The following is a 25,632-nucleotide window of genomic DNA, read 5'->3' as shown; positions in this document are numbered from 1 at the left end:
ATTATAACCATACAAAACAAACATAGCGGACTTGTTCCGCTATGTTTGTTTTTGCATATTACAACATGATAAAGAAGTTTTATTTGCCGGTGCTTTTGATATTGATCATAAGCCAATCATGCAAAAAAAAAACAGACACACTTTTTCAATTACAGAATAACGATAAGATTGGAGTTAACTTTATTAACCAACTGGAGGATAAAAAGGGGGCCAATGTATTTTCATATCGGAATTATTACAACGGCGGCGGAGTAGCAATAGGTGATGTTAACAACGACGGGCTTAACGATGTCTATCTTACATCCAACCAGGGTGATAATCAATTATATATTAATAAAGGAAATTGGCAGTTTGAGAACGTAACAGAAAAAGCGGGAGTAAAGGGCGACAAATATTGGAGTACCGGCGTTACGATGGTCGATATAAACGCCGATGGGTGGCTGGATATTTACGTTTGTAATAGCGGAAATGCAAAGGGCAGTGAAACTGAAAACGAATTATTTGTCAATCAGCATAACGGCACTTTTAAAGAAGAAGCTGAAAAATATGGCTTAGCTGACAGAGGGTTATCAACTCACGCGGTCTTTTTTGATTACGATTTAGATGGCGATCTTGATTGCTATATTCTTAATAATTCTTTCCGGCCTATTGAGAGTTTTGACTTTGCTCAAAATTTACGTGACGTAGTTGACGAGCTTGGAGGCGATCGTTTATACCGAAATGACAACGGCCACTTTACCAACGTGACCAAAAATGCCGGCATTTATTCAAGCGATATCGGTTTCGGTCTTGGAGTTTCCGTAGCCGATATAAATGAAGACGGATATCCCGACATCTATGTTTCCAATGATTTTTTTGAGCGCGATTATCTCTACCTGAACCAAAAGAACGGTACGTTCAGGGAAGTTATACAGGATGAAACAGGGCATTTAAGCCTGGCATCCATGGGCTCAGATATTGCGGATGTCAATAATGACGGCAAGTTGGATATTTTCACTACTGAAATGCTTCCGGAAGGAGATAAACGCCTTAAACAGGTAACTTCTTTTGAATCGTACGACGTTGTTAAACTGAAGCAAAAAGACGGATACTATAATCAGTACATGCAGAACTGCCTGCAAATAAATAATGGTGATGGCTCTTTCTCCGAAACAGCATTTTATTCAGGGGTTGCCGCTACCGACTGGAGCTGGGGCGCCTTGATGTTCGACATGGATAACGATGGATGGAAAGACATCCTGGTTTGTAACGGCATTTATAAAGATTTGACTGACCAAGATTATATAGAATTTCTTGGAAGCCGCGAGAACATGGAAAAGATCGCACAAGGCAAAAAATTCGATCCATCCGACTTCATCAGCAAAATGAAATCCACACCTATCTCAAATTATGCCTTTTTAAATAAACACAACCTGAAATTTAGCAATGAAACGGAAAAACTTGGCTTAGACGAGCCTTCTTTCAGCAATGGAGCGGCCTATGGTGATCTTGATAACGATGGTGATCTGGACCTTGTGATCAATAATGTCAATATGCCCGTGTTTTTTTATAAAAATACTCTCGCCAAAAAAGAGCATCATGCGATCCTGGTAAAACTTAAAGGTGACTCGTTAAATCGCTTCGGAGTTGGTACGACAGTCAAGGCATTTAATGACGGAAAGTACGTTGTTTACTACCATCAGCCTTCACGCGGATTCCAAAGTAGCACATCTCCAAATGAATTGACCGTCGGTGTGGGAAATCATAAGAGAATTGATTCACTGCAGGTGATCTGGCCGAAAGGTAACTACGAAACATTGAAGAATCTGAAGACTGATCAAACCTATACTTTTGACGTGTCCAAGGCCAAAAAAATATATAGTTATACTGTTATACCACCGGCTGTGAAATTCAGGGATTGCATAAGTGAGCTGTTTGACAGCATTCCCACTCATAAGGAAAATGACTTTATCGATTTTGACCGTGAGCGTCTCATGCTCCAAATGCTTTCAACAGAAAATCCATACATGGCTCCGGGAGATATTAATGGCGATGGTTTGCAGGACTTTTATTTTGGAAGTTCTAAAGACAACCCCGCAGCGATTTATATCCAGCAGAAAAATGGGAAGTTTAGACAATATATTCCGGAAGACTTTAAGAAACAAGTATATATGGAATGGGCCGGAGCGGCCTTCGGCGATTTTGATAAGGATGGTGATGACGACCTGATAATTAGTGCCGGCGGCAATGATGAACAGGCTGGAAATGATGTGTTTTTCCCCCGTTTTTTTGAAAATGATGGCAAAGGTCATCTGAAAAATAATCCTCAGAAGCTTATCCGGTTTAGCGTAAACGCGTCACAGCTTATAGCTTGCGATTATGATCATGATGGCGACCTTGATTTGTTTTTAGGTGGAAGAAGCATTCCAGGGGTATACGGAAGCTCCCCGAATTCCTACCTCCTGCAAAATGACGGCAAAGGGAATTTTGCTAACGTCTCTAAAGATATTTTCGGCACCAACAATAAACTCGGAATGGTCACGTCGGCAAAATGGGCGGATCTGGACAACAATGGTTTTGAAGATCTTATAGTTACCGGTAACTGGATGGGAGTAAAGATATTTATGAACCAAAAAGGAAGGTTTACGGAAAATACACAGCTTAATAACTATAAAGGTTTGTGGACTGCGTTAGAAATCGGTGATATAAATCACGATGGTAAGCCTGATATCATCGCTGGAAACCTTGGACTGAACACAAAATTCTATGCCTCAGAAACAGAACCGATGAAAATTTACGTGAAAGATTTCGACGAAAATGGAACGAAGGAATGTGTGACATCCATGTTTAAAAATGACCATGTGAGTTATGTGTTTCATATGAAACCTGACCTTGTAGGTCAAATGCCTATGTTCAAAAAGCGTTTTTTGAAGTATGAAAACTATGCAGGAACGCCATTTAATGAGGTTTTTCCAAATGAGTTGTTGGAAGGAGCGGAAACTCACGAAATAAATTATCTGCAGTCCGCAGTCTTTATTAACGAAGGTAACGGGCGGTTTTCCTGCAGGGCTTTACCATACCAAGCGCAGTTATCATGCATTAATACTGTTCTATTTGACGATTTTAATAAAGACGGGAGCAATGAAATTTTGGTAGCCGGAAACTTTTCAAACTTTAAACCGGAAGTTGGTCGGCTTGATGCGAGTTACGGACAGATTTTTGCCTGGAAAAACGGCAACTTCAGTTATTATCGTCCGGCAGAAAGCGGAATTAAATTAAAGGGTGATGTTAGATCTTCACTTCTTATAAAAAATGCAAGAGGCATTCCTTATTATCTTTTCGGAATTAATAACTCCCAAATTAAAGCTTTTAAGCGCAACTAATACCGCGAACTGATTCATGATAAAAAATTTCTTTATAATACTGTTATTAATTTCGATTGTTTACAGTTCTTGTAATACAAAAAATACAAAGGAGCAAATATTCCAGGTGTTAGCCCCCGATGAAACAAATATTCATTTTGTAAACAAGAATACACCTACCGATTCGGTAAACATCCTTGACTATCTGTATTTCTACAATGGCGCGGGCGTTGCATCAGCCGATTTTAACAATGATGGCCTGGAAGACCTTTATTTTATATCAAATCAAGACGACAACAAACTTTACCTGAACAAGGGTAAACTGAAATTTGAGGATATTACAAATCGCGCGGGTGTGAAAGGTGCCGGCAACTGGAAAACAGGAGTGACAGTAGTAGATATTAATGGTGATGGATTAAAAGATATTTACGTGTCGGTTGTTTCCGGATATCGGACATTTACAGGTAAGAACCAACTTTATATCAATAATGGCGATTTAACTTTTACGGAAAGTGCGGAAAAATATGGCCTTGATTTCAAAGGCCTTTCTACGCAGGCGTCGTTTTTTGATTATGATCATGACGGCGATCTTGACATGTTTTTGTTAACATCGTCTGTACACAGCAACGATACCTATGGCGATTCCACGCTTAGACTTACGTACAATCATGATTCCGGAGACCACTTATTTAGAAACGATAACGGACATTTTACCGATGTTACCAAAGGTTCTGGAATTTATTCTGCGGCGATTGGTTATGGTTTGGGTGTAAGTGTTGGTGATTTGAATAATGATGGCTGGGATGACATTTATGTGAGCAACGATTTTTTTGAACAGGATTACTATTACGTAAATCAAAAGGACGGAACTTTCAAAGAACAGTTGAAAAGTGCGTTTGGCCACACCAGCCTTTTTTCAATGGGTAACACGTTAAGTGACATGAATAAAGATGGAAACCTCGATGTACTGTCGACCGACATGCTACCAGAGGAGATGAAGATTTTAAAAGCGACGATAAACGACGAACCATTAGATATTTACAACCAGGAAGTAAACGCAGGTTATTATTATCAGTATTCTAAAAATTGTCTGCAGATAAATGTTGCGAACGGCAAAAAATTTGTTGACATGGCCTTGTATTCAAATATTTCAGCAACCGACTGGACATGGTCGCCGTTGGTACAGGACTTTAACCTCGATGGTAAGAAAGATATCTTCTTTTCAAACGGAATCAAAAAGCGCTTAAATGATATGGATTACCTCAAATATCTTGGTGATCCGAACGTAAGAAATGAGTTTAAAACAAACCGGCATTTTGATAACGAAAAAATAAATATGATGCCAGATGGTGCCGTCCATAATTTTCTTTATACCGGCGGCGCGTCATTGAAATTCAATGACGTATCGAAAGATAATGACATGACAAGCCCCTCGATCTCGTCAGGGTCGGTGGCCGTTGATCTTGACAACGACGGCGATCTGGAAATCGTTACCAATAATATGGATGCGCCCGCCACGATTTATAAAAACACAACGGCGGAACTTTCGAAAAATAAATCTGATTATTTAAGTATTTCCGCTGAATATTTGAAGCCCAATCTCGCCGGCGTAGGAACGAAAATTTTTATAAAATCAACCAATGGCGTTGACCACCAGGAAATACAAACCAGTAATGCTTTCGAAAGCAATCTTTCAGGCTCACTTCAATTTACATTTGAGAAGAACGAAAAGCCGGTAGAGATGCTCGTAGTTTGGCCAGACAACTCTTATCAGCTAAGCAAGGGTTTTGCCCTTAATAAGAAACAGCTTATAAAATATGAACCGGCCAAAGCTTCAAAATCAAACGATATCGGATCCGTAATCAATGACTTTATAAACGATAAAAAGCAGTTCAGTTACAAAGAAGTTCAAGCGAGTATACTGGCAAAACTAAATGTAAATGAAACTCCGGATTTTAATTATTATTCGCTGATTCCACACAGTTATCTGGCTCATACACCAGCGGTAGCTATTGGTGATGCCAATAACGACGGAATCGACGATATTTATGTCGGCGGAATGTCGGGAGACGAAAAGTATATCCTGACTGGAACAAAAAGTGGAGCGTTCAAAAAACAGCCGATAGAGGCCTTCCAATCATTTAAGAATGTTTCCGATAAAACAGCGATTTGGACTGATGTAAACAATGATGGGTTAACTGATTTGATTGTCGTGAGCGATAGTCATCCGTTTATTGAAATACAAGACCTGAATCAGCCGCGGCTATATTTAAATAAGGGAAATTTTCAATTTGAATATAAACTACTACCAAAGATAAGTTCGCAGGTTTCGAAAATTCATCTGTATGATTTTAATGCGGACGGTAAGCTGGATATCTATCTTACCGGAGCTGTTTCTTACAGAGACTATACAAGGAAATCGCCATCTTATATTTGGCTTAATAAGGGGAACGGAGCATTCGTAAATTCTGCTGAAAATCAATATTCAGCATTGAAAAATATTCCATTTATTACAGATGTGGCTTCCGCCGATATCGATAACGATGGGCAAAATGATTTGGTCATAACTGCCGAATGGCAACCTGTTCATGTATTCTACAATAAAAAAGGAACTATTGCGGAATCTACACCTGCTTCACTTCAAAGCATCAGGGGCTGGTGGCAGTCTGTTGCGATTTCTGACATGGATGGGGATGGAAAAAAGGACCTTGTCTTAGGAAATTGGGGGCTGAACAGCAAATTTAATCCTTCGGACGAATATCCTGTTACGGCGTACAACCAGGATCTCGATAATGACCAAAAAAGCGATCTGGTTCTCTCTTATTATTACCAAGGTAAGAATTATCCCTTCCGACCAAAAAACGATCTCGAACAGGAACTTCCATATCTCAAAAAGGAATATCTAAGCTTTCAAAAAATGGCCGACAAAACCACCGAGGAGATATTCAAAGGAAAACTGGACGAACAAAACAAACTTGTCGCGCAAAGCTTCGAAAGCGTTTTTGTAAGTAATCTTGCTAGCGGTGGAAAAATTACTCCGCTTCCTCTTTCGTTTCAGCAAGCGCCTGTTAAATCAATGGAACAATTGTATGGTAAAGAAGATAAGGTGTTGGTTAATGGCAATTTTTGGGGTGTTGTTCCATATGAAGGTAAGTACGATGCTTTAGGATTGGCAATGCTTTCTTATGATAAGGGGCGAAAAGCTTTTGGAAAGATCGAGTACTGGACAAACCCGCTGTTTAACTTTCAGGAGATCACATACCTAAAACAAATCAAGCTTGGCGACAAACGGCAGGCCTGGTTGGCGACGACATACGAAGGAAAACTATTGCTGGTTACCGACAAATAACTTAAAATACCGGATAATAAATTTTTGTAACCCATTTCGAAGAATCTTTTTCTGCCAGCCGGTTTGTAATCATGCTTTGGTATGGTACCGCGGGAGAAATCATCTTGTAGTCTTCTTTAAAAAGAGTAAGCTGCGCCATTGCCTTATTTATTGAGTTTGGACCGCCTTTTACCTGCGTTTCTAAAAGATTACCCATCACCATTCGGCGTATGTAAACTTCGCCTGACGGCTGAATAAATTTATTTACCGGCAATGCAACCATCGTTGTGAATTCCTTTTGGCCGGTTTGAGTTATATTAAGCATTGGCGAATCAGTGATCAGCGCATTTTTCATTTTAGCCTGATCTTTCAGTTTCCTGACTAAAGCATCTACTTTTTCAGCCGATGGATATGAAGAAAAAATAGCTCTTGTGCCGATCAGAACTGAATCTTTTACCTTCGTTATCCGAATGTTGTAGCCGTAAACTTTTGTGCTGTGTTGGGTTAAATTATTAAGGCTATCGAGCAGATGCTTCATTTGCCGCCTGGTTTGCATAGCAAAAATAAATTGCCTAATGCGTGTTATTGGGTTTTTAGAGGCTTTGATCATCTCATACCATCGAACGGTTGTTCGATGCGCACCTTTAACGATGTAATCAATTTTGCCATTTGCTGTAAATCCGGTTTGGCTAACCTGCACATTCGCGGCAGTTTCGGTATTTTCTGAGAAAGTAAAATCCAGCTCGTTTTTTTTAAAATGATAACTATTGTCTTTAGCGCCGCGGGTTATTGATGGCAGCCATGTTTGCCAACCTGTTTTTTCTGTAAGTAACCTGGCAATAAGTGTTTCCGGTAAGGAAGTTTCCAGGGTTTCACTAACATCAATCCTCGAAGGAATGACTAAATAAACAAGGCTAAACGCCAGGAGAATAATAATTGACAGGAACAGTATAGCTTTCTTCATGAACGGGCCAAGATATGAAAGAGGTAATGTTTAATAAAATTATTTGCCATTGTTTTATTGTCGCAGATTTTTATAAATTTAGGCAACCAATTTATGCACTTAAAAACACTGATTACTTTAGGCATGAGCCTGATCGTAACATATCATTTAAACGCGCAAACCAATCCGGATCCATGGAAGATGACAGTATCTTCTGTCAACCCGTCTGGCTATTATGGTGTGACGGTTGGTAATGGAATGATCGGTGTGGTTTCTTCACCGGAACCGTTTAAAGTGAAAAACGTAGTGTTGGCAGGAGCGTATGATTTATACGGCAGGGGGCGAGTTAGCAATTTTTTGAATAGCTTCAACCTGTTAAATATGAATTTGGAGATTGATGGTAAGCGACTAGAGGGCAAGGATGTGAATAATTTCAAGCAGGAGCTTAATATGCAGGAAGCATCTTTTACCGCAACATTTGACTATCAGAATAAGGCAACCGTTACTTATTCATATTGTGCTTTAAGGCAATTGCCTTATAGCGTATTGATGGATGTTACCGTTAAAGCGAAAACCAAATTAATTATTACGCCGGCAAGTGTAATGGAAGCGCCGGATGCACTGAAAGATGTACAAAATTATTACAACGAAATTGATCGCCCGCATACCCGGATTAGCTTATTAACATCAACGGCAAAATCTCCAACCGGTAAGCTGCAACTATGCGCTTCCACAACCTTTTTATTTAAGGAGAATCATGGTAACGAGCCAACCGTTATTCATGAAATGTGGGATAACAATATGCACCTGATGAAGTTCTCCAAACAGCTGAATGGGGGTGAAAGTTATAATTTTTCGGTAGTCGGTTCTTCAGTTACGTCTGCACATTATGATGATCCGCTAAACGAAGCGGAAAGACTTACGATATCAGCTAAGTTGCAGGGCAGTGAAAGACTTAAACAATTTCACAAACAGGCATGGAATGAACTTTGGAAAAGCGATATTTTAATAGACGGAGATGACCAGGTTCAACAGGATGTCCATAGTATGCTGTATCATTTATATTCGTTTTCCAGAGAAGGTACAGCGCTTTCGCCTTCGCCTATGGGACTTTCCGGTTTGGGATATAACGGACATGTTTTTTGGGACACAGATGTATGGATGTTTCCTGCAATGCTGATTCTTCACCCGGAGATCGCCAAATCAATGATCGAATACCGGTTTGAACGGTTAGAGACGGCTAAGAAAAACGCTTTTGCAAATGGTTATAAAGGAGCGATGTTTCCCTGGGAAAGTGCCGACAAAGGAGTAGAGGAAACGCCTGTTTGGGCGTTAAGCGGGCCGTTTGAACACCATATTACTGCTTGCGTTGCTTTAGCCGCCTGGAATTATTACTGCGTAACTCAAGATAAGGATTGGCTGCTTACTAAAGGATGGCCAATTTTGTCGGCTACTGCGGACTTTTGGTCAAGCAGGGTTGAGCGAAATGGAAAAGGAAAATACGAGATTAAGAACGTCGTTGCCGCCGACGAATGGGCCGAAAATGTAGACAATAATGCTTTTACAAACGCTGCCGCAATAGTCAATTTAAAAAACGCCACACAAGCGGCGAAAATACTTGGAATAAAAGCCAATGCCGATTGGGAGGATGTCGCTGCAAATATTCCTATTCTTAAAATGGCGGACGGCGTTACCAAAGAGCATGCAACATATCACGGTGAGGGTATTAAACAAGCCGACGTAAATCTGCTTGCTTATCCGTTAAAAACTATTACTGATAAAGAGCAAGTTCAGAAGGATTTAAAATACTACCAGTCAAGAGTACCCAATGAAGGCACTCCGGCGATGACTCAGGCCATATTTGCGTTATTGTATGCCCGGTTGGGTGATGGTGGCCAGGCTTATCACTTTTTTAAAGATGCATACCAGCCTAATTTAAATCCTCCTTTTGGTGTCATTGCTGAAACAAAAGGTGGGACTAATCCCTATTTCGCTACTGGTGCGGGTGGGGTGATTCAGTCATTGTTAATGGGTTTTGGAGGAATTGATATTACTGAGAATGGTTTGAGTCAGGTGAAAAGTCAATTACCTGACAATTGGAAATCAATCACAATAACCGGTGCCGGAATCGAAAAAAAGACATTTAAAGTAAGCAGGTGAAAAAGCTGGTTGCCATATCGCTTTTAGTTATTTTCCTATTCAATATAATAGGGTATAAGATCTTTTTCTATTACCTGAAGGTTGAAGCGGATAAAAGCATGGAAGTGGCAATCGAGAAGATCACCAACCAGGACAAGCGCCTCATACAAATTAAGATACCGATTGGATTGCCTTACCAAACTAACTGGAAAAATTTTGAGCGTGTTGACGGGGAAGTAAGCTTTAAAGGCAAAACCTACCGTTACGTTAAACAACGGGTTTATAACGATACGCTTATTTTGCTTTGTATAGATTATCATGAGAAATCAAAAATCGAGAAAAGCAGCTCAGATTACTTTAAAAAGGTCAATGATCTGAATTCGGATACAAATAAGAAGCCTATATTCAAAGTTTCGAAAATTGATTACTTCGAAGAAGTTAAAAATATTTCCTTCGCCCTGTATGCGTTTGGAATACACTCGGTTCAATTGAAAACCGCTGCGTCCTGCCAAGATGGATTTGCGCGTGTTCCCGATAATCCACCAAAACCAATTGCCAGTTTATATACAATTGGTTGAGTTTTGCCGTCATTGGTTGACGGCAAAACTTATTTTTTTTTAAAAGCCCACGTTTTATGAACCGCTACTATTCGTTGTTGATGGGGATATTCCTCATTGCTGCTTCTTCCTGTAAAAAATCTGACTATCAAAAAATATTTCATGACCCGCAATTGTACAGTAATACCGTACATGAATTGAACTCGGTAGTTATGGGCAATAACTTTACGCCCGTCGTAGCGTCCAGAAACTATGCGTATGCATCTATCGCAGGCTATGAGGTTATCGCAGCTGGATTTCCTGAAAAATATAATTCCTTAAAAGGTCAGCTTAACGGGCTTATTACAGCGGCTAAGCCATCAGATCCTGCAAAAACAGATTTTGAGTATGCCGCTCTCCTGGCGTTTTGCCATGTAGGTCAAGCCGTAACTTTCCCAGAAGGAAGCATGAAATATTACATAGACAGTTTACAGTCACTTGCTAAAGATCATGGAATGCCTGATGACGTACGGCAGAACTCTGAAGCGTTTGCCGATTCAGTTTCCGGGCTTATTCTTAAATGGAGTAAAAAGGATAATTATTTAAATACACGGAGTGCGTCAAAATACACAGTAAATAGCTTGCCCGGCAGGTGGATACCGACGCCGCCAATGTACGCAGCAGCTGTTGAACCCCATTGGATGGAGATAAGACCGATGGTGATGAAAAACGCTTCTCAGTTTCGGGTTCCGGCACCGCCTGAGTTCAATGTTACTGATACAGGCAGCAAATACTACAAGGAAGTTATGTTTATTAAAAAATCTGTTGAGAATTTAACAGAGGATCAAAAGCACATGGCCGACTTTTGGGACGATAATCCCGGGAAGATGAATGTGTCGGGTCACGTACAATTTATAACTAAAAAGTTCTCGCCGCCCGGGCATTGGATGAGCGTAACCGGTATCGCCGCAAAAAAAGCTAATGCTGATTTCGGCACAACAGTGTGTGCATTCGCGAAAACTTCCATAGCGCTTTTCGACGCATTTATTCAATGTTGGGATGCTAAATATTTTTATAATACGATGAGGCCGGAGAGTGTAGTAAATAAATTTTTTGACTCCAACTGGAAACCTTATTTGCAAACACCGCCGTTCCCGGAATATACTTGCGGGCATTCGACGATATCTTCATCAGCTGCTGAAGCGCTGACCAGCGTATTTGGTGACGATTTTGCTTATGCTGACACCTCGGAGTTAGAGTTTGGAATAAAAAGCAGGTCGTTTAAATCATTCAGAATGGCTGCGCAGGAGAACAATTGGGCAAGATTTTACGGGGGACTTCACTTCCATAATTCCTGCATCGTTGCCAATGAATTCGGAAAAAAAGTTGGTGATTTGGTTGCGGGTCTGAAAATGAAGAAATAAATTCTGCTAAACGTCAAAAATACTTTTTGCCTTTTTGACCGCTTTCTCAAGATCTATTGCTTTTCCCAGGGCACCCTTGAAAGGGTCACCTTCGCTATTCACTCTGTCGACCGCATTGAAGATTGTAAAATGCTTCATGGTTAATCCCGGCTTAACTTCTTCCCAATGTAATGGCATTGAAACAGTTGCCCCTGGCTTTGGCCGGACAGAAAATGGACACGCAATAGTTGCTCCCGGACGGTTTTGTAAAAAATCCAGATACATTTTTCCTTTCCGGTTACTGATCATCCTTTCCAGGCTGGTAAACTCTGGCAACTGCTCATGAACGATACTGACGATCAGTTTAGCGAACAGCTGGCTCTGATCATAACTGTATTTTGCTTTGAGCGGAATGTAAATATGCATGCCGGTTGATCCCGAAGTTTTGCAATAACAAGGAACGTCGATCGCGTCGAGCACTTTTTTAACTTCTAATGCTGCCTCGATCACCTGGTCAAAAGTATTTTTATCCGGATCGAGATCGATTACGGAATAGTCAGGACAATCGGGCGACTGAACACGACTAAACCATGGATTCATTTCAATACACCCCAAAGAGGCCATCCATAGCAAACTAGCCTCATTTGTTCCGACCAAGTATTCTTTATGTTCGCCATCGCTGGTTGTATAGGGAAACTTTTGCGCCCAGTCCGGGGCCGAATCTTTTACGTCTTTCTGATAGAAACCTTTTGCATTAATGCCATTCGGAAAACGGTTCAGTGATTGCGGTCTGTCTTTCAGGTAAGGAAGGATATACTCGGCTACCTGGTAGTAGTAGTTAAACATATCACGTTTAGTAATGCCTTCGCCCGGCCAGTAAACTTTGCTTAAATGAGTAAATTTCAGATCATGGCCATTGATCTTACGCACCTGGGTTTCATCTTTCGGATTAAGCAGCGTTTTACGTTTTTTATTTGAGGGTGCTTTGACTATTTGTTCGTTCTTATTGTTTTCTGCATCTTCAACAATGTCAGCAGTATGCGCTTCTTTTTCCCTTACCACTTCCTTAGCTTTTTTATCTTCTCTCATACCTTTAAATGATGGGTGACGAAACACTCCGTCGCTTGTTGTTTCCGTGAAACTAACCTCACATACCAGTTCTGGTTTTAGCCAGGTAGCATTAGCGTGCGGAGGATTTGGCCTGAACCGTGAAGGTTTATTATAATCCGGAACTTCATTAAACGGGCTTTCCTGAATAATGAGTGGTTTAAATAATTTCATCGTGTCCTTTTGCCCCTGGTCGTTAAAACCCGTACCAACCTTACCGGCATAATGCAATACGCCGTTTTCAAACACTCCTAAAAGTAAGGCGCTGAATAATTTGGACGTACCATCATTGCGTGTAAAACCACAGATAATGACTTCCTGTCTTTTGGATACTTTGATTTTCAACCATTCTTTTGACCGATTCCCGACTGAATAGAGACTGTCAGCCTTTTTAGCGATAATTCCCTCGAGGCCGGTACGTTCTGCAGCGTTGAAAAAGTCGGTGCCGCTGGCTTTAAAAACCTGGCTTAACCGTATACGGTCATCGTTTGTCGGAAGGATTTCCTTCAAAATTTGCTGCCGCTCCGATAATGGCAGACCGGTTAGATCTTTTCCTTCGAGCCATATGATATCAAATGCATAAAAGGCCAGTTCGCCATCAGCTTCGCTGCGCCAGTTCTGTAAGGCACCGAAATCCGATAATCCTTTTTCATTAAGGACCATGATCTCGCCATCGAGGATGACATTGACGTCCCAGGTTTTTAAAACCTCGTATATCGGGTAAAATTTTTCGTTGAAGGATTTCAGGTTCCTCGAATAAAGCTCGACTTCGTCCTTATTCACCGAAGCAATTGCACGGTAGCCATCCCATTTAACTTCGTAAACCCAGTTCGGGTCGTCAAAAGGTTTATCCACCAGGGTAGCAAGCATTGGTTTTACATTTTCCGGAAAGGGCACTTTTTTAGCGTTTTTAAGTAAATCGCCCGTGTTAGTTTCCGAAGGCTCATCAGCGGTTTCAACGGATTCTTCAAGTTTATCCTGCGGATCTTGTTCGTCAACACGGTTGCTATTCCAAATCTTATCACTTGTTTTAGCGACTTTTTCAAGATTAAGTCCGGATAATACAGATTTATCTTTCCTGGTAATGTCGTCAGTGGAGGCGTATTTGTCTTCCAGTTTCATTAACAGCCAGCTATTTTCGCCACGTCCGTAAGCTTTTACCAACGCGAATTCACCTTTTACTTTTTTACCGCTTAGTTTAAATTTGAGTTTCCCGCTATGCAGGCCGTGAAGAAGGTGTTTTTCCTGCGCCTTTTTATCTGATGGAATATCATCATCATCGTCAGCCGCTTCATACGTCCCTTCGTCCCAGACAATTACTGTACCGCCACCATACTGGCCTTTTGGAATGATTCCTTCAAAAGTACGATAGCTATAAGGGTGATCTTCCACCATCATGGCGAGCCTTTTTACCTCCGGATCTGTAGAAGGGCCTTTTGGCACGGCCCAGCTTTTCAATACACCTTCCATTTCGAGCCTGAAATCATAATGCAAATGCGACGCATCATGTTTCTGGATTACGAAACGCAGCTTCTCCTTATCCGTGCTTTTACCTGATTTTGGTTCGGATGTTTTGCTGAAATCGCGTTTTTTTACATACTTGTCCAGGCTCATAAGCACTTACTTTTTAAGATGCTTTTCAATGGCTGCAGCCGATGAGGATTCGGCTTCACTTACTGCTTTTTTTAGCTCGGCAGGGCTGACACCAAATTTTTTCGACCAGTACTGAACTTCATAATCTTCATTTAAATTAATGCGGTCGCGATCTGGTGATCCATTTACCTGTTTGTTGTCCATAGTATCAGATGTTTTTTGTAGAACAGCAGATTTTTAGGAAAGGTTTGTCATGACGCCATTATATCACTTCCGGATCTTTGCACTAAATCTGTAATCATTAAAGATATGAACGTTGGTGAGCGAAACTTTGCTCTACAGTGATTGTTACTGAAATAACTACCTAATGAAGAATATATGAGCATTACACTTGAACAGGCGGAAAAGATATCAGACACCGCTAAGCAAAAAGCGCAGGAAATTAACGTACCAATGAACATCGCTATAGTTGATGCGGGAGCGAACCTCGTTTCTTTTCACAGGATGGATAAGGCATGGCTGGGTTCTGTCGACATAGCCATTAGAAAAGCTAAAACGGCAAGGTATTTTGATATGAATTCCGGCGAGATCGGAAAGCTGTCACAACCGGGCGGCCCATTGTACCAGATCGAGGTTTCAAACGGTGGCTTGATTTCTTTTCCAGGTGGAGTACTTCTTAAAAAGGGAGAAGACATCGTAGGCGCCATCGGGGTTTCGGGCGGTTCAGTGGACCAGGATCATGAAGTGGCTTCTGCCGGAGCGGCGGCATTCCAGTCCCTTTAAGAAAAAGCGGCTATATATAAAGATGCCGGTGTTACCCGGGACTACTGATCAGTTATGTTAGTGAACTACAAACGCTCAGTAATAAGCATGATGCCGTGGAAAGCTTTTTGTTGCAGAAACAATCGTTTACTAAGATCCATTGACAAAAACTTGTAACAGAAAGCGGGACTTCAGAAGCGGAGAGTGATGGCCGTTCATTTCCAAAATAACATTCACGACCTAATCTTCGACTTTGCTTTGGCTGACCGTCCCTCATTCTCGACAATAATGAAAATGGCGATACCGGATCAAGACGATTGCCGCGACAGTTAATTTCAGGCCTGACAAAAAAAAATCCGGCATTATGCCGACGCCCATGTGTTTCTTTGAACGACAGACTTATTGTGTAAAGTGAACGGCTAAGAGAGCTCCCCGCTTGTTACAGGAATATCAAAAGTAAACGTAGTCCCGTTTTTTTCAACGCTCTCCACCGAAATCGTTCCGCCATGATCGGAGATAATTTTCGAAGCAACATATAATCCCATTCCTAAACCGGAGTGTGTTTGTATAACATCTTTGTCACGGTAAAACTTGTCGAAAATAGATGCCATTGTGATATCTGACATGCCGATTCCTTCGTCAGTTACCGTTACCCGTGCAGAACTATCTTCCTGCGTAAGCTTGATCGTAATTTGGGTGTTTTTTTCGGAGTATTTTGCTGCATTGCCGATCAGGTTTGAAAATACCTGTTCCATTCGCAGCCGGTCTATATAAACCGGTATGTTGTCAGTTAGGTGAGTGATCAATGTATGATGAGGATGTATGTGCTTGATAACTTCAACAACTTCCGAAATAAAGGAGTTAAACTCCATTGGTTCCCTGGCGTATTGCAAGCTTCCGTTCTCAATTTTTGATATATCTAAGAGTTGCTGCACCAATGAAAGCAATTTGTTCGTTTGCCCGTCTACTTTAACCAATATTTCTTTAACCTGATCGCTGCATCCGCCTTTCAGGCTTTTAGCGATCTGTGTATAGGCTTTAATAATAGTTATCGGCGTTTTAATTTCATGGCTGGCGATCGAAATGAATTCGGTCTTTTTTTCGTCGATAATACGCGACTGGCGTAATTCCTCTTCCTGGTCGTTAGCAAGCTTATTTAAAGAGATATTACGCTGCTTAATTTCTTCATAGGCGTTAATCGGGCCTTCCTGCTCAAAATATATTTTAAGCGCTTTTATCTTAACGTTATCTAGCTTCAAGAATCGCGGAATACCAATTTTCATGATAATCCGGTTAAGGCCTGCGGTGTTATCGAGGCTGAACTCTGGCACTAGCTTTTGCGCGTAAAAAAAACCGGCGTCTGAATTGGTGAAACTAACTTCATGGTCATAGGTAACTGAAGCAACCAAACTGTGTCGCTGAGCCTGGTGTTCGATTCCAATTTCCAGGGTACCATGATTTGTATGGTCGATGACCGTCCGGGCTACTTCCGAAACGGCGGTCGCGAAAGTGGTTTGTGTGGCCGTGGTTAATCCCAGTTTTTCAGCAACTTTCATGGAGCGCTTGTGAGCCAGCACCAGATCCATATCGTTTTCCAGGGAAATTTTTACAACAGCTACCATATCACTTGATTTTTACGACAACTACAGACATATCATCATTCCTTCGGGCGTGGTCCTTGTAAATGGCCGCAGCAAGTATGGTGGGATCGTATTTTTGCACGAGCGGATACCGGCTTTGTTCAATGCGTGTTTTAATACCATCGGAGCAAAGGATTAGCTGATTAAACTGATCGGCCTTATAATATTGCTCATTCATCGTATTAGGAATATTATGGCCCACAATGCCGTTATACGACATGTGGTTTTTGAAAGTGCCGGGCCCAATCAGCCGCAGAAAAATATTGCCGATACCCGTTGATGCCCATGTTTTTGACTCGAGGTCATATCCCACAACATTAATTACGGCACCCCGGGTTTTTTTTATAGAACTGTGGATAAAACGCAGAGTTTCTGTAGGACTGTAGTCGGGAAAAATTCTGAATGCTGCCGCAGCTTCATTTGCGGCTTTATTAGCCTCCGGTCCGTGCCCTAATCCATCAGCCAGCATCAGTTTGATGTATCTAGAGGTTGTCTTGTACGCGAACCCGTCACCACTTGTTTTTTCGCCAGGCTTAGATATTACGATTGGGCGAATGATGATATTTTCTTTACCGGCCGTTTTTTTGGGCGGCTTATTGTATACGCGGCTAAGCAGAATGCTCCCCCAACCAACCTGTGAATAAAGGTCAAAAGCGTCGGATAACCTGTTTATGCTTCCTAAACCATGCCCCAGCGTATTTGTGGTTGAAATACCATCTTTCATCATCTTAGTTGGATTCAATATGCCGGGGCCGTTGTCGATGCATATTACCTCAACGTAATTCGTACCATCGGCAGAAAATACGCCGGCCAGTATCTCTCCATCGCTGCAATACTTGAATAAATTGGAGGTCATTTCTGATACGATCAGATCCAATTCGTTTAAGCGGGCCGGGCTTAACCCCGCCTCTGTCGCCATGAGCCGAATTTCTTTCTTGATCAGCGAAAAATAACTACGGTCATTCGCATTAAAACTGATATGAGTTGCATCAACCATTTGCCCACTTCACTATAGTTACCGTTGTGCCTTCGCCAACTTTGCTTTTGATGTCAAATTCATTTACCAAACGTTTGGTTCCCGGCAAACCGAGTCCCAGGCTTCTGCCTGTAGAAAACCCATCGCGCATAGCTGCAGCAATATCCGGTATTCCCGGGCCTTTATCCGTAAACGTTAATCGTACGCCGTTCACCCGGCCGCTTGATACAACTTCGATGACACAATTGCCACCGTTCGCATAACGCATCATATTTCGGACAAGCTCGCTGGCCGCGGTGATAATACGTGTCTGGTTTACCAGGCCCATTTTAATCTTGACAGCAGTTTCCTTAACACGGTTTTTTAAAAAGACCACATCCTGCTCCTGGCTTATTTTGATCGTATCCTTACTCAGCGACAAAATCATCGAGTGGCTGATCATTAGCTTCTTCCTCCGGCGTGTCTATCATGGACTTCAACAAATCCATTCCCTTTTCCATATTCAGAGCTGTATGAACGCCTTTTAAAGGCAGCCCCAGCTCAATGAGGGTGATCGCAACAGCGGGCTGCATTCCAACAACGACAGTTTCTGCATCCAGTATCTTGGACATACTGGCAATATTACCTATTATCCGACCCATAAATGAGTCGACAATTGATACCGCAGAGATGTCGATGAGCACACCTCTGGCATTAGTTTTTTGAACCATTTGTACCAGGTCTGCTTCCAGGTTAAGAGCGAGCCGGTCGTACAGATCTACTTGTATGGTCACCAGTAGAAAGGATCCCATCCGCAGAATAGGAATTTTATCCATTACTTAAAAATTCGATTTGAGTACGGTACTTGTTTTTCTAACTTCCAGTTTCATTGCTTTGAAAGCATAGGCTAGTGCGCTCGCCAATGTAGATTTTGTAATGATGTTTGACAAGTCGATGCCTAGATGCACAACCGTTTGAGCAATCTCCGGACGTATACCGCTAATGATACATTCCGCGCCCATCAGCCGGGTAGCACTCACAGTTTTGATCAGGTGCTGGGCAACCAGCGAATCGACCGCAGGCACCCCGGAAATATCGAGTATAGCGATGCTCGATCCCGTTTCCACGATTTCCTGTAAAAGGTTTTCCATTACAATTTGGGTACGGGCACTGTCGAGCGTACCGATAATTGGCAACGCAAGTATACCATCCCAAACCCGGATAACCGGCGTGGAAATTTCCGCGATCTCATCAGTTTGACGCAAAATAACTTCTTCCCGCCCTTTAATGAAGGTCTCGAAAGTTACTATGCTAAGGTTGTCCATAATGCGGCTGATCTTCAGGCTTTCGGCAAAAAGGACTTTCGCGTCATTCTTATTTTCTTCCTGCAAAACCTGAATTAAGGCGTCCTTTAACGAGAAAACAAAACTACCTGTCTCACGGGGACTAAAGCCCTGCCGCGCACGGGTGATTGCGATCCCTCCCAGAATTTCGATCACCGGGTTCCATTCGTCGGAATTAATGTCGGCGACATTCTCTGAGGATAGGTTGCCTACCAGACTGTTAATTAATTCTTCAGACTGGCTCCTTAGCTCTTCGTTGCTAATAAGGTCTTCCCGTAAGCCTTCATCAGCCAGTTGATTTTTCATCCAAAGTTCAAGGATGTATTTTTTCTTTTTTTGTAGCAATTGCGATGTATTAAATGACATGGATGAATCTATAGGGAATTAAAGTTCTATATGCTCAAGCTTGGCAAAGTTGAAAAATTGTCAGCAAGGTAGACAATGCATTTGGCATACAGAAATAATATTTTGCGGTGGCTAATTATCCAAAATATATCAACTATCCACAACTCTCTTTTCGCAGAAACGCATTCAAACCAACGGCCAGTGTTCTGTTCGAACGTGCAGAAAATGCTTTAAAAGTGTTTCGCAAGCTGTTTATTATACTCATTCCCTTTCCAATCTGTTAACAATACAGTAATTCCTGCCAGTGCTGTGAAAGCTATATTAAAAATCATTTCCTTGCGGTTTTTCCGGAACGGTTTAAGAGAAGTTTGTAAGGCAAACTGTGCAACATTAAACGGGTCGATCTTTCCGTGCGTGCGAAATGGAATCAATCCCTTTATCGCAGCCGGTTGTCGGGTAAGTGCAACGTAAGGAAGAAGAATAGCGGCTTCTATCGCATATATTGTCTTTGCCTTTTTATTCATTCTCATCAGTGAAGGCAGGATGAGCAGACCACTGACTAATGCATAGTCAATCAGTGCATGTAATTTAGGAGAAATTGGTTTGTTTTTCATGTCAAATGTATTAGGCCGTTGTAGCGCAAGTTTTATACCATAAAGTAACCCTCACAATGGTCGAACGCTGACGTTTTAAATGATAGATTTTAGTTTTATCGCGTCATAAACAGCGTGAGTTTCCACATCATTGTTAAAATACACCCAGCTTTGTTTTATTGAAGATTCATTGTCGACCTGCTTTTTTAACTTTTTCAAAAAAGGATCTGAATAGGGTGAACGATATAGATCCGGCACGCCATGTAACCGGTAATAGACGTAAGGCGAATTGATGATCAGTTCGTCGGGCAACTGTGGATGGCTCATGCCGCAAAACGTTATATTATGTTTACCTAGCGCCTGGTAAACCGTATCATTCCACCAGGTCTTATGCCGGAACTCAACAACATTCAGAAAGGAATTATCCAGGCTGTTAATCACGCGCTCCAGCCTTTCCTCATCGTAACTAAACCGGGGAGGCATTTGGAACAGAACCGGTCCCAGTTTTTCTCCGAGCCCCTCCCGTATTGTGTTGTAAAAGTCCGAGATCAAATCAGCACTATGATGAAACTGGTTAAAGTGAGTAATAATCCTTGGCGCTTTTACCGAAAAACGAAATTCGGCGGGGCTTTTACCAAACCAGGCTTGGAGAAATGACAGTTGCGGAAAGCGGTAGAAGGTAACATTAAGTTCGAGTGTCAGAAAGTGCTGGCAATAGAACTCAAACCATTTCTTTTGCGCCAGTTTCTCAGGGTAAAAAGTTCCTTTCCAGTGTTTATAATGAAAGCCGGAACAGCCAATGTACCATGTTGCATTACTCATGAAGTCTTTCAATACGAAGATTACAACAATTCCGGCTGATCGTCTGTTTTGAAATCATTATAAGCCCGTTATGCCATCATCTATCTTAACCGAATGCAGTCATCTCGTCATGGAAAAAAATCTGACCGTCGCGTTAGCAGAAAGCGCAACCGCGGGACGGGTTGCTGCCGAAATTTCATTGATCCCGGATTGCGGAAAAATATTAAAAGGTGGAATCGTTTGTTATGATGCCTGCATTAAGCAGGATATTCTTGGTGTGCCGGAAGAGCTTGTGAAGAAATATACCCCCGAATCGGCTGAGGTAACGGAAGAAATGGCCAAACGCCTGAAGGACGTTATTCCAGCGGATATCCATATTGCCGTAACCGGGCTTACAATGCCGGGTGGCAGCGAAACGGATGAGAAACCTGTTGGAACCATGTTTGTTCATTTGTTACTGAAAGACCGGTCCATAGCAATACGGCAGATATTTAAGGGAGAACCGGAATCCGTTGTCCTGAAAACGATCGATATGATAGCACGCAATCTTATCCGCGAATTACAACAGCCTGAAACTGTAATTACAGAAGAGATCGGCCAAGTCGGCTGACCGACCCGCGTTAAATTACTTTTTGAAGATCAGCTCGCGGTGGCCCGGTAAGTACGTGGCCATCCAGGTCAAACCGCCCGCCGTGGCAGGGGCAATCCCAGCTTTTTTCCGTTGGATTAAAGTTGACTACACAGCCGGCATGGGGACAAACCGGGTTTAATGCACTTATTTTTCCAGCTTCGTCTTTATATGCGGCAAGCTTCTCGCCCTCAAAGTTTACAATTGTTCCGGTTCCAATCGGAAGTTCTTCAAACGATTTGATCTTTTCGGCTGAAAACCTGTCGGCGATAAAGCGATAGGCCACATCTGAATTTTCCTTTACAAAATCGCCAAAACCGGCTACCGGTTTGATACGGGTTGGCGAAAGTAATTCAGAGTACCGGTTATTTTTACCGCAAATTAAATCGCATAATATCATAGCCGATAAAGTTCCGAAGATCATACCATTTCCGTTATAGCCGGTAGCCATATAGATGTTTTCATCACTGCTTGGTAAATGTCCGATGTATGGTAACCCGTCGGCAGGAATGTAATATTGTGAAGACCATTTAAAATCCACTGAAGATATATTGTAATATTTTCTGACATAGTTCTCCAGGGTTTCGAATGCTTTTTCAGGTTCGTCATGCCCGGTTTTATGGTCTTCGCCTCCAACCAGCAAGTATTTTTTTCTGTCAATAACATGTGTCCGGAAATAATGATAAGGCTCCTGCATGTCGTATGCCAGGCAATCCGGATATTTTTCATCTGCCAGCGTAACGCCTAACACATAGCTGCGATAAGGTGCACAGGTAAAATCCATAAGATTGATACCCGGAGGTAGGTGTGTCGCAAATACCAGGTTTTTCGCCTTGATAGTAAACGCAGCGCTTTTTGCCGTATGAATTCCATCTTCGTATGAGTTTTCTGTTATAAATGAATTCTCAAGAAGAACGCCGCCCGCTTTTATAAATTCATTTGCTAATCCTTTCAGGTATTTCAGCGGATGAAACTGACCCTGATCTTTGAATAAAATCGATTGTTTAAACGGGACTTCGATTCCATTCTTCGATGTTTTTTCTACAGCGATCCCCGCTTTTTGTGATGATTCTAAAATCTCGTCGAGCTGTTTGCTTTCTTTTTCATTTTCTGAAAAGAGGTAAGCGTTTTTTGTTTCGAGGTCGCAGTTTATCTGATACTTGTTTACAAAACCATTTATCCAGTTCATAACCTCTTTGCCTGCGTCGGCAATTAGTTTGGCGGCATTCTCTCCAAAATCACTTTCTATCTCAGGGTAAGTGGCATCAAAAAAGGTGTTAAGATGTGCACTCGTTCCGCCGGTGGTGCCGAAGCCGACCAAATGCGCCTCTGCTACTACCACTTTTTTGTTTTGCTGCTGTAAAAGTAATGCAGTAGTAATGCCGGTTATACCGCCGCCAACAACCAATACGTCATAAACCTGTTCTACCGGCGGCTGGCGGTCTTGTTCAGCTAAATCTACCGGACCCGGTTGCCAGATGCTCGTATTGTCTCCGTCTCTTGGGTTTGTTTTTTGTGAAAATGTGTTATTCGTTTGTTCCATTGGTAGTATGTTTCATCTTATAACATGAACAAGTTAAGAGTGTTCATGAAATTTAGCGCATGATCTATGAAACCTGTCTTTAGGAATCTTGTTAAATACTAACATCATCTATCTAATTTTAATCTATTTATGAAAGCAGCAGTTTTTCACAAACCCGGCGATATCAGAGTTGATACCGTTGATGATCCGCGTATTGAAAATGGCGGAGATGTTATTTTAAAAGTCACCTCAACAGCTATTTGCGGTTCTGACCTGCACATACTTAGCGGCGCCGTACCCCAGGCCAGCAACATGGTTATGGGCCATGAATTTATGGGCATCGTTGAAGAGGTTGGCCCGGCGGTTACCCGCCTAAAAAAAGGCGACAGAGTGGTTGTTCCGTTCCCGATTGCCTGTGGACATTGTTTTTTCTGCACTCACGGATCTTCTCCGAATTGTGAAAATTCAAATTACAAGCATTATGGCCCTGATGGCGATTTAATGGATCAGAAAGGCGGCGCATTATTTGGATACACTGATCTATATGGAGGTTACTCGGGAGGCCAGGCGGAATATGTCCGTGTTCCTTACGCCGACATTAGTCCGCGTATTATTCCGGATGAACTGACCGATGAACAGGTTTTGTTTCTGACGGATATCTTTCCTACTGGCTGGTCGGCGATCGACTGGGCGCAAATGAAGGGCGGTGAAGTTGTGGCAATTTTTGGTTCCGGTCCGGTTGGACTGATGGCTCAGAAAGCGGCATGGATAAACGGGGCATCCCGTGTTATCGCAATTGACCCGTTGGATTATCGCCTTGAAAAGGCAAAAGCTGTTAATAAGGTCGACACGCTGAATCCTAATGATGTGGATGTTGTTGAAGCAATCCGTTCAATGACAGGAGGTCGCGGTGCCGATGTTTGCGTAGATGCAGTTGGTTTTGAGCCGGAACGTAATTTTCTTGACAAAGTAAAAGCTACGGTTAATTTCGAAAAGGGAAGCATAAAAGTTCTTGAAATGTGCTTTAAGGCGGTACGAAGAAATGGAAAAGTATCAATTGTTGGCGTCTATGGATCACCGTATGATAATTTCCCTGTGCACCGGATGTTTGATAAAGGCATTACCATTAACCAGGGGCAGGCGCCGGTTTTAAATTATATCGATCATTTAATTGACCTTGTGAAAGAAGGGAAAGTCGTCCTGGACGATATTATTACTCATACCCTGCCATTAAGCGAGGCGTCCAAAGGCTACGAGATATTTGATGAAAAGAAGGAAGATTGCGTTAAAGTTGTTTTGAAGCCATAGAAAAGAGAGGAAGGAGTAAGGATGGAAAGAAAGAAAATCTTTAATCCTTATTCCTTCATCCTTAATCTTTTATAATATGGAGCAAAGATGGAAAGAATAAAAACCGGATAGGGCCCTTGATCCTTAATCCTTCCATCCTCATTCTCTGTCTCCTTAATCTTTATTCTCAACCGGTTCCTGTTGTTTGTGCATCATTTCTGCGACTGCACTATCGGGTGTAACATTGCTCATTGCTACCTGCATCTTATTTTTCATGCCTGATATCACCTTGTCTTCACCGGCCATCAAGGCATCATAGCCATCTTTTGCCACTTGTGCGGGATCGCCGAGTTTACCTTCCTGTACAATTTTTGAATCCAGCATTTCCGCTTTGTTAAAGAAATCAGTGTCGGTTGCTCCGGGAAGAAGAGATGTGAGTGTTACACCGGTGCCTTTGAGTTCATTATTCACCGCTTCGTTGAACGAGTGGACAAAAGCTTTCGTTCCATGGTAAACGGCCTGGAACGGTCCCGGAACCTTTCCGGCTATCGATGCCACGTTCAGAATTTTGCCATCTCCGCGTGCTACCATGTCTTGTGCGAAAGATTTTGTTAGAATCACTGTCGAGCAGATATTCAAGTGTATTATATCCAGTTCACGATTGATGTCAGTGTCCACAAATTCACCGAATTGTCCTTGTCCGGCATTGTTAACCAGTACATCAATATTCAGTCCTTTTGCCTGAGTTTCGTCGTAAATTTCGAAGGCGGCTTCTTTATTAAACAGGTCTTTTTGAAACGTAGTGACAGTAATGCCAAATTGGTTTTCCAGCTCAGATGCGGTTTTTGACAGCTCTGCTTCGTCTCTCGCTACAATAACCAGGTTGTAATGATCCTGGGCAAATAGTTTAGCCAGTTCGTATCCAATACCACTGGTCGCGCCGGTTATCAGCGCGTATTTTTGTTCGTTTTCCATAAGTATGTTGTTTGTTAGATGTATTTAATGAAGTGCCACAACTATGCCAGTAACTTCTTTTCCTGTAATAAAATTTAATAAAAACCTCATGGAAAGCAGGCTGTTGTGTATGGAAACTGCTTTATGAAACGCTTTAAAACTCAATTCTCTGTAAACGGAGAAAATTCAGATCTGATTGTGGAAGCAATGGATAATAACAAACACCAGTTTTCGGTAGAAAGGGAGATTAACGATCCGCAGCCATTGCTCATTGAAAACACGGAAGATGGTTGGAAAGCCAGTTCATCGAGCTGGCTTGCGGAAGCGGAGATCCGCGAACTTGGAAACAAGATACTGAGTGAGATGGATGGCGCCGAACCGTTTGATACAGGTGTTAACGCCCGATAAGCTG

The 25,632-nt window shown here is 42.0% G+C and carries 21 protein-coding genes; 9 read left to right on the top strand and 12 right to left on the bottom strand.

The window, feature by feature from the left end:
• Window positions 1-65 precede the first annotated feature (65 nt).
• Window positions 66-3,362: a VCBS repeat-containing protein gene (locus GS399_RS19655; protein WP_160846367.1), complete on the top strand. Its 3,297-nt coding sequence runs from the start codon at window positions 66-68 to the stop codon at window positions 3,360-3,362.
• Window positions 3,363-3,378: 16 nt separating this feature from the next.
• Entirely contained in the window at window positions 3,379-6,690 is a 3,312-nt protein-coding gene (locus GS399_RS19650) for an FG-GAP repeat domain-containing protein (RefSeq protein WP_160846366.1), read from the top strand.
• A 1-nt stretch (window position 6,691) separates the two neighbouring features.
• Here the strand turns inward: GS399_RS19650 and GS399_RS19645 are convergent, their stop codons facing one another.
• Window positions 6,692-7,633, bottom strand: a complete 942-nt coding sequence (locus tag GS399_RS19645) for a GyrI-like domain-containing protein (protein ID WP_160846365.1) — start codon at window positions 7,631-7,633, stop codon at window positions 6,692-6,694.
• Window positions 7,634-7,726: 93 nt separating this feature from the next.
• Here GS399_RS19645 and GS399_RS19640 point away from each other — a divergent pair, with 93 nt between their 5' ends.
• Genes GS399_RS19640 through GS399_RS19630 form a run of 3 tightly spaced genes read left to right on the top strand, consistent with a single transcriptional unit; the run spans window position 7,727 to window position 11,711 of the window.
• The gene (locus GS399_RS19640) at window positions 7,727-9,772 is read left to right on the top strand and encodes a kojibiose hydrolase (protein ID WP_160846364.1); all 2,046 of its coding nucleotides are present in this window, start codon (window positions 7,727-7,729) and stop codon (window positions 9,770-9,772) included.
• Window positions 9,769-10,329, top strand: a complete 561-nt coding sequence (locus GS399_RS19635; protein WP_160846363.1) for a hypothetical protein — start codon at window positions 9,769-9,771, stop codon at window positions 10,327-10,329. The genes GS399_RS19640 and GS399_RS19635 overlap by 4 nt, the downstream gene beginning before the upstream one ends.
• 56 nt (window positions 10,330-10,385) lie before the next feature.
• Window positions 10,386-11,711: a vanadium-dependent haloperoxidase gene (locus GS399_RS19630; RefSeq protein ID WP_160846362.1), complete on the top strand. Its 1,326-nt coding sequence runs from the start codon at window positions 10,386-10,388 to the stop codon at window positions 11,709-11,711.
• A 6-nt stretch (window positions 11,712-11,717) separates the two neighbouring features.
• Here GS399_RS19630 and ligD read toward each other — a convergent pair whose 3' ends face one another.
• Both ligD and GS399_RS19620 read right to left on the bottom strand, forming a co-directional pair.
• Window positions 11,718-14,411 carry a DNA ligase D gene (gene ligD, locus GS399_RS19625; protein WP_160846361.1) on the bottom strand — a complete coding sequence of 898 codons (2,694 nt, stop codon included), beginning with the start codon at window positions 14,409-14,411 and terminating at the stop codon, window positions 11,718-11,720.
• A gap of 6 nt (window positions 14,412-14,417) precedes the next feature.
• On the bottom strand, window positions 14,418-14,594 hold the full coding sequence (locus tag GS399_RS19620) for a DUF3606 domain-containing protein (RefSeq protein ID WP_160846360.1): 177 nt from the start codon (window positions 14,592-14,594) through the stop codon (window positions 14,418-14,420).
• Between the two features lie 174 nt (window positions 14,595-14,768).
• Between GS399_RS19620 and GS399_RS19615 the strand changes: the two genes are divergently transcribed.
• Window positions 14,769-15,173 (top strand): GlcG/HbpS family heme-binding protein, encoded by a 405-nt coding sequence (locus GS399_RS19615; RefSeq protein WP_160846359.1) that lies wholly within the window; start codon window positions 14,769-14,771, stop codon window positions 15,171-15,173.
• A gap of 398 nt (window positions 15,174-15,571) precedes the next feature.
• Here the strand turns inward: GS399_RS19615 and GS399_RS19610 are convergent, their stop codons facing one another.
• From GS399_RS19610 to GS399_RS19580, 7 genes are all read right to left on the bottom strand, one after another.
• Window positions 15,572-16,774, bottom strand: coding sequence for a sensor histidine kinase (locus tag GS399_RS19610; protein WP_160846358.1), 1,203 nt, complete (start codon window positions 16,772-16,774; stop codon window positions 15,572-15,574).
• Window position 16,775: 1 nt separating this feature from the next.
• A complete protein-coding gene (locus tag GS399_RS19605) occupies window positions 16,776-17,789 on the bottom strand; it encodes an ATP-binding protein (RefSeq protein WP_160846357.1) in 1,014 nt (337 codons plus the stop codon).
• Window positions 17,782-18,210 (bottom strand): anti-sigma regulatory factor, encoded by a 429-nt coding sequence (locus tag GS399_RS19600; RefSeq protein ID WP_237488011.1) that lies wholly within the window; start codon window positions 18,208-18,210, stop codon window positions 17,782-17,784. Before GS399_RS19600 ends, GS399_RS19605 begins: the two co-directional genes overlap by 8 nt.
• Window positions 18,176-18,583, bottom strand: coding sequence for an STAS domain-containing protein (locus GS399_RS19595; protein WP_160846356.1), 408 nt, complete (start codon window positions 18,581-18,583; stop codon window positions 18,176-18,178). Before GS399_RS19595 ends, GS399_RS19600 begins: the two co-directional genes overlap by 35 nt.
• A gap of 3 nt (window positions 18,584-18,586) precedes the next feature.
• Window positions 18,587-19,456, bottom strand: a complete 870-nt coding sequence (locus GS399_RS19590; RefSeq protein WP_160846355.1) for an STAS domain-containing protein — start codon at window positions 19,454-19,456, stop codon at window positions 18,587-18,589.
• A gap of 209 nt (window positions 19,457-19,665) precedes the next feature.
• Window positions 19,666-20,049, bottom strand: a complete 384-nt coding sequence (locus GS399_RS19585; RefSeq protein ID WP_160846354.1) for a hypothetical protein — start codon at window positions 20,047-20,049, stop codon at window positions 19,666-19,668.
• Between the two features lie 75 nt (window positions 20,050-20,124).
• Complete coding sequence (locus tag GS399_RS19580) at window positions 20,125-20,850, bottom strand: DUF72 domain-containing protein (protein WP_160846353.1); 726 nt, start codon at window positions 20,848-20,850, stop codon at window positions 20,125-20,127.
• Window positions 20,851-20,920: 70 nt separating this feature from the next.
• Here GS399_RS19580 and GS399_RS19575 point away from each other — a divergent pair, with 70 nt between their 5' ends.
• Window positions 20,921-21,439 (top strand): CinA family protein, encoded by a 519-nt coding sequence (locus GS399_RS19575; RefSeq protein WP_160846352.1) that lies wholly within the window; start codon window positions 20,921-20,923, stop codon window positions 21,437-21,439.
• Between the two features lie 10 nt (window positions 21,440-21,449).
• Here the strand turns inward: GS399_RS19575 and GS399_RS19570 are convergent, their stop codons facing one another.
• On the bottom strand, window positions 21,450-23,000 hold the full coding sequence (locus GS399_RS19570; RefSeq protein ID WP_160846351.1) for an FAD-dependent oxidoreductase: 1,551 nt from the start codon (window positions 22,998-23,000) through the stop codon (window positions 21,450-21,452).
• Window positions 23,001-23,129: 129 nt separating this feature from the next.
• On the opposite strand from GS399_RS19570, the gene GS399_RS19565 reads away from it, so the two are divergent.
• Window positions 23,130-24,287, top strand: a complete 1,158-nt coding sequence (locus GS399_RS19565; RefSeq protein WP_160846350.1) for a zinc-dependent alcohol dehydrogenase — start codon at window positions 23,130-23,132, stop codon at window positions 24,285-24,287.
• A 153-nt stretch (window positions 24,288-24,440) separates the two neighbouring features.
• Here GS399_RS19565 and GS399_RS19560 read toward each other — a convergent pair whose 3' ends face one another.
• Entirely contained in the window at window positions 24,441-25,241 is an 801-nt protein-coding gene (locus GS399_RS19560) for an SDR family NAD(P)-dependent oxidoreductase (RefSeq protein ID WP_160846349.1), read from the bottom strand.
• A 123-nt stretch (window positions 25,242-25,364) separates the two neighbouring features.
• On the opposite strand from GS399_RS19560, the gene GS399_RS19555 reads away from it, so the two are divergent.
• Window positions 25,365-25,628, top strand: a complete 264-nt coding sequence (locus GS399_RS19555) for a hypothetical protein (protein WP_160846348.1) — start codon at window positions 25,365-25,367, stop codon at window positions 25,626-25,628.
• Window positions 25,629-25,632 lie beyond the last annotated feature (4 nt).

The sequence above is a fragment of the Hufsiella arboris genome, assembly GCF_009834875.1.
Classification (GTDB): Bacteria; Bacteroidota; Bacteroidia; order Sphingobacteriales; family Sphingobacteriaceae; genus Hufsiella_A; species Hufsiella_A arboris.
The sequence above is the reverse complement of the archived record's forward strand: the minus strand, read 5'-3'. Positions and strand labels throughout refer to the sequence as shown.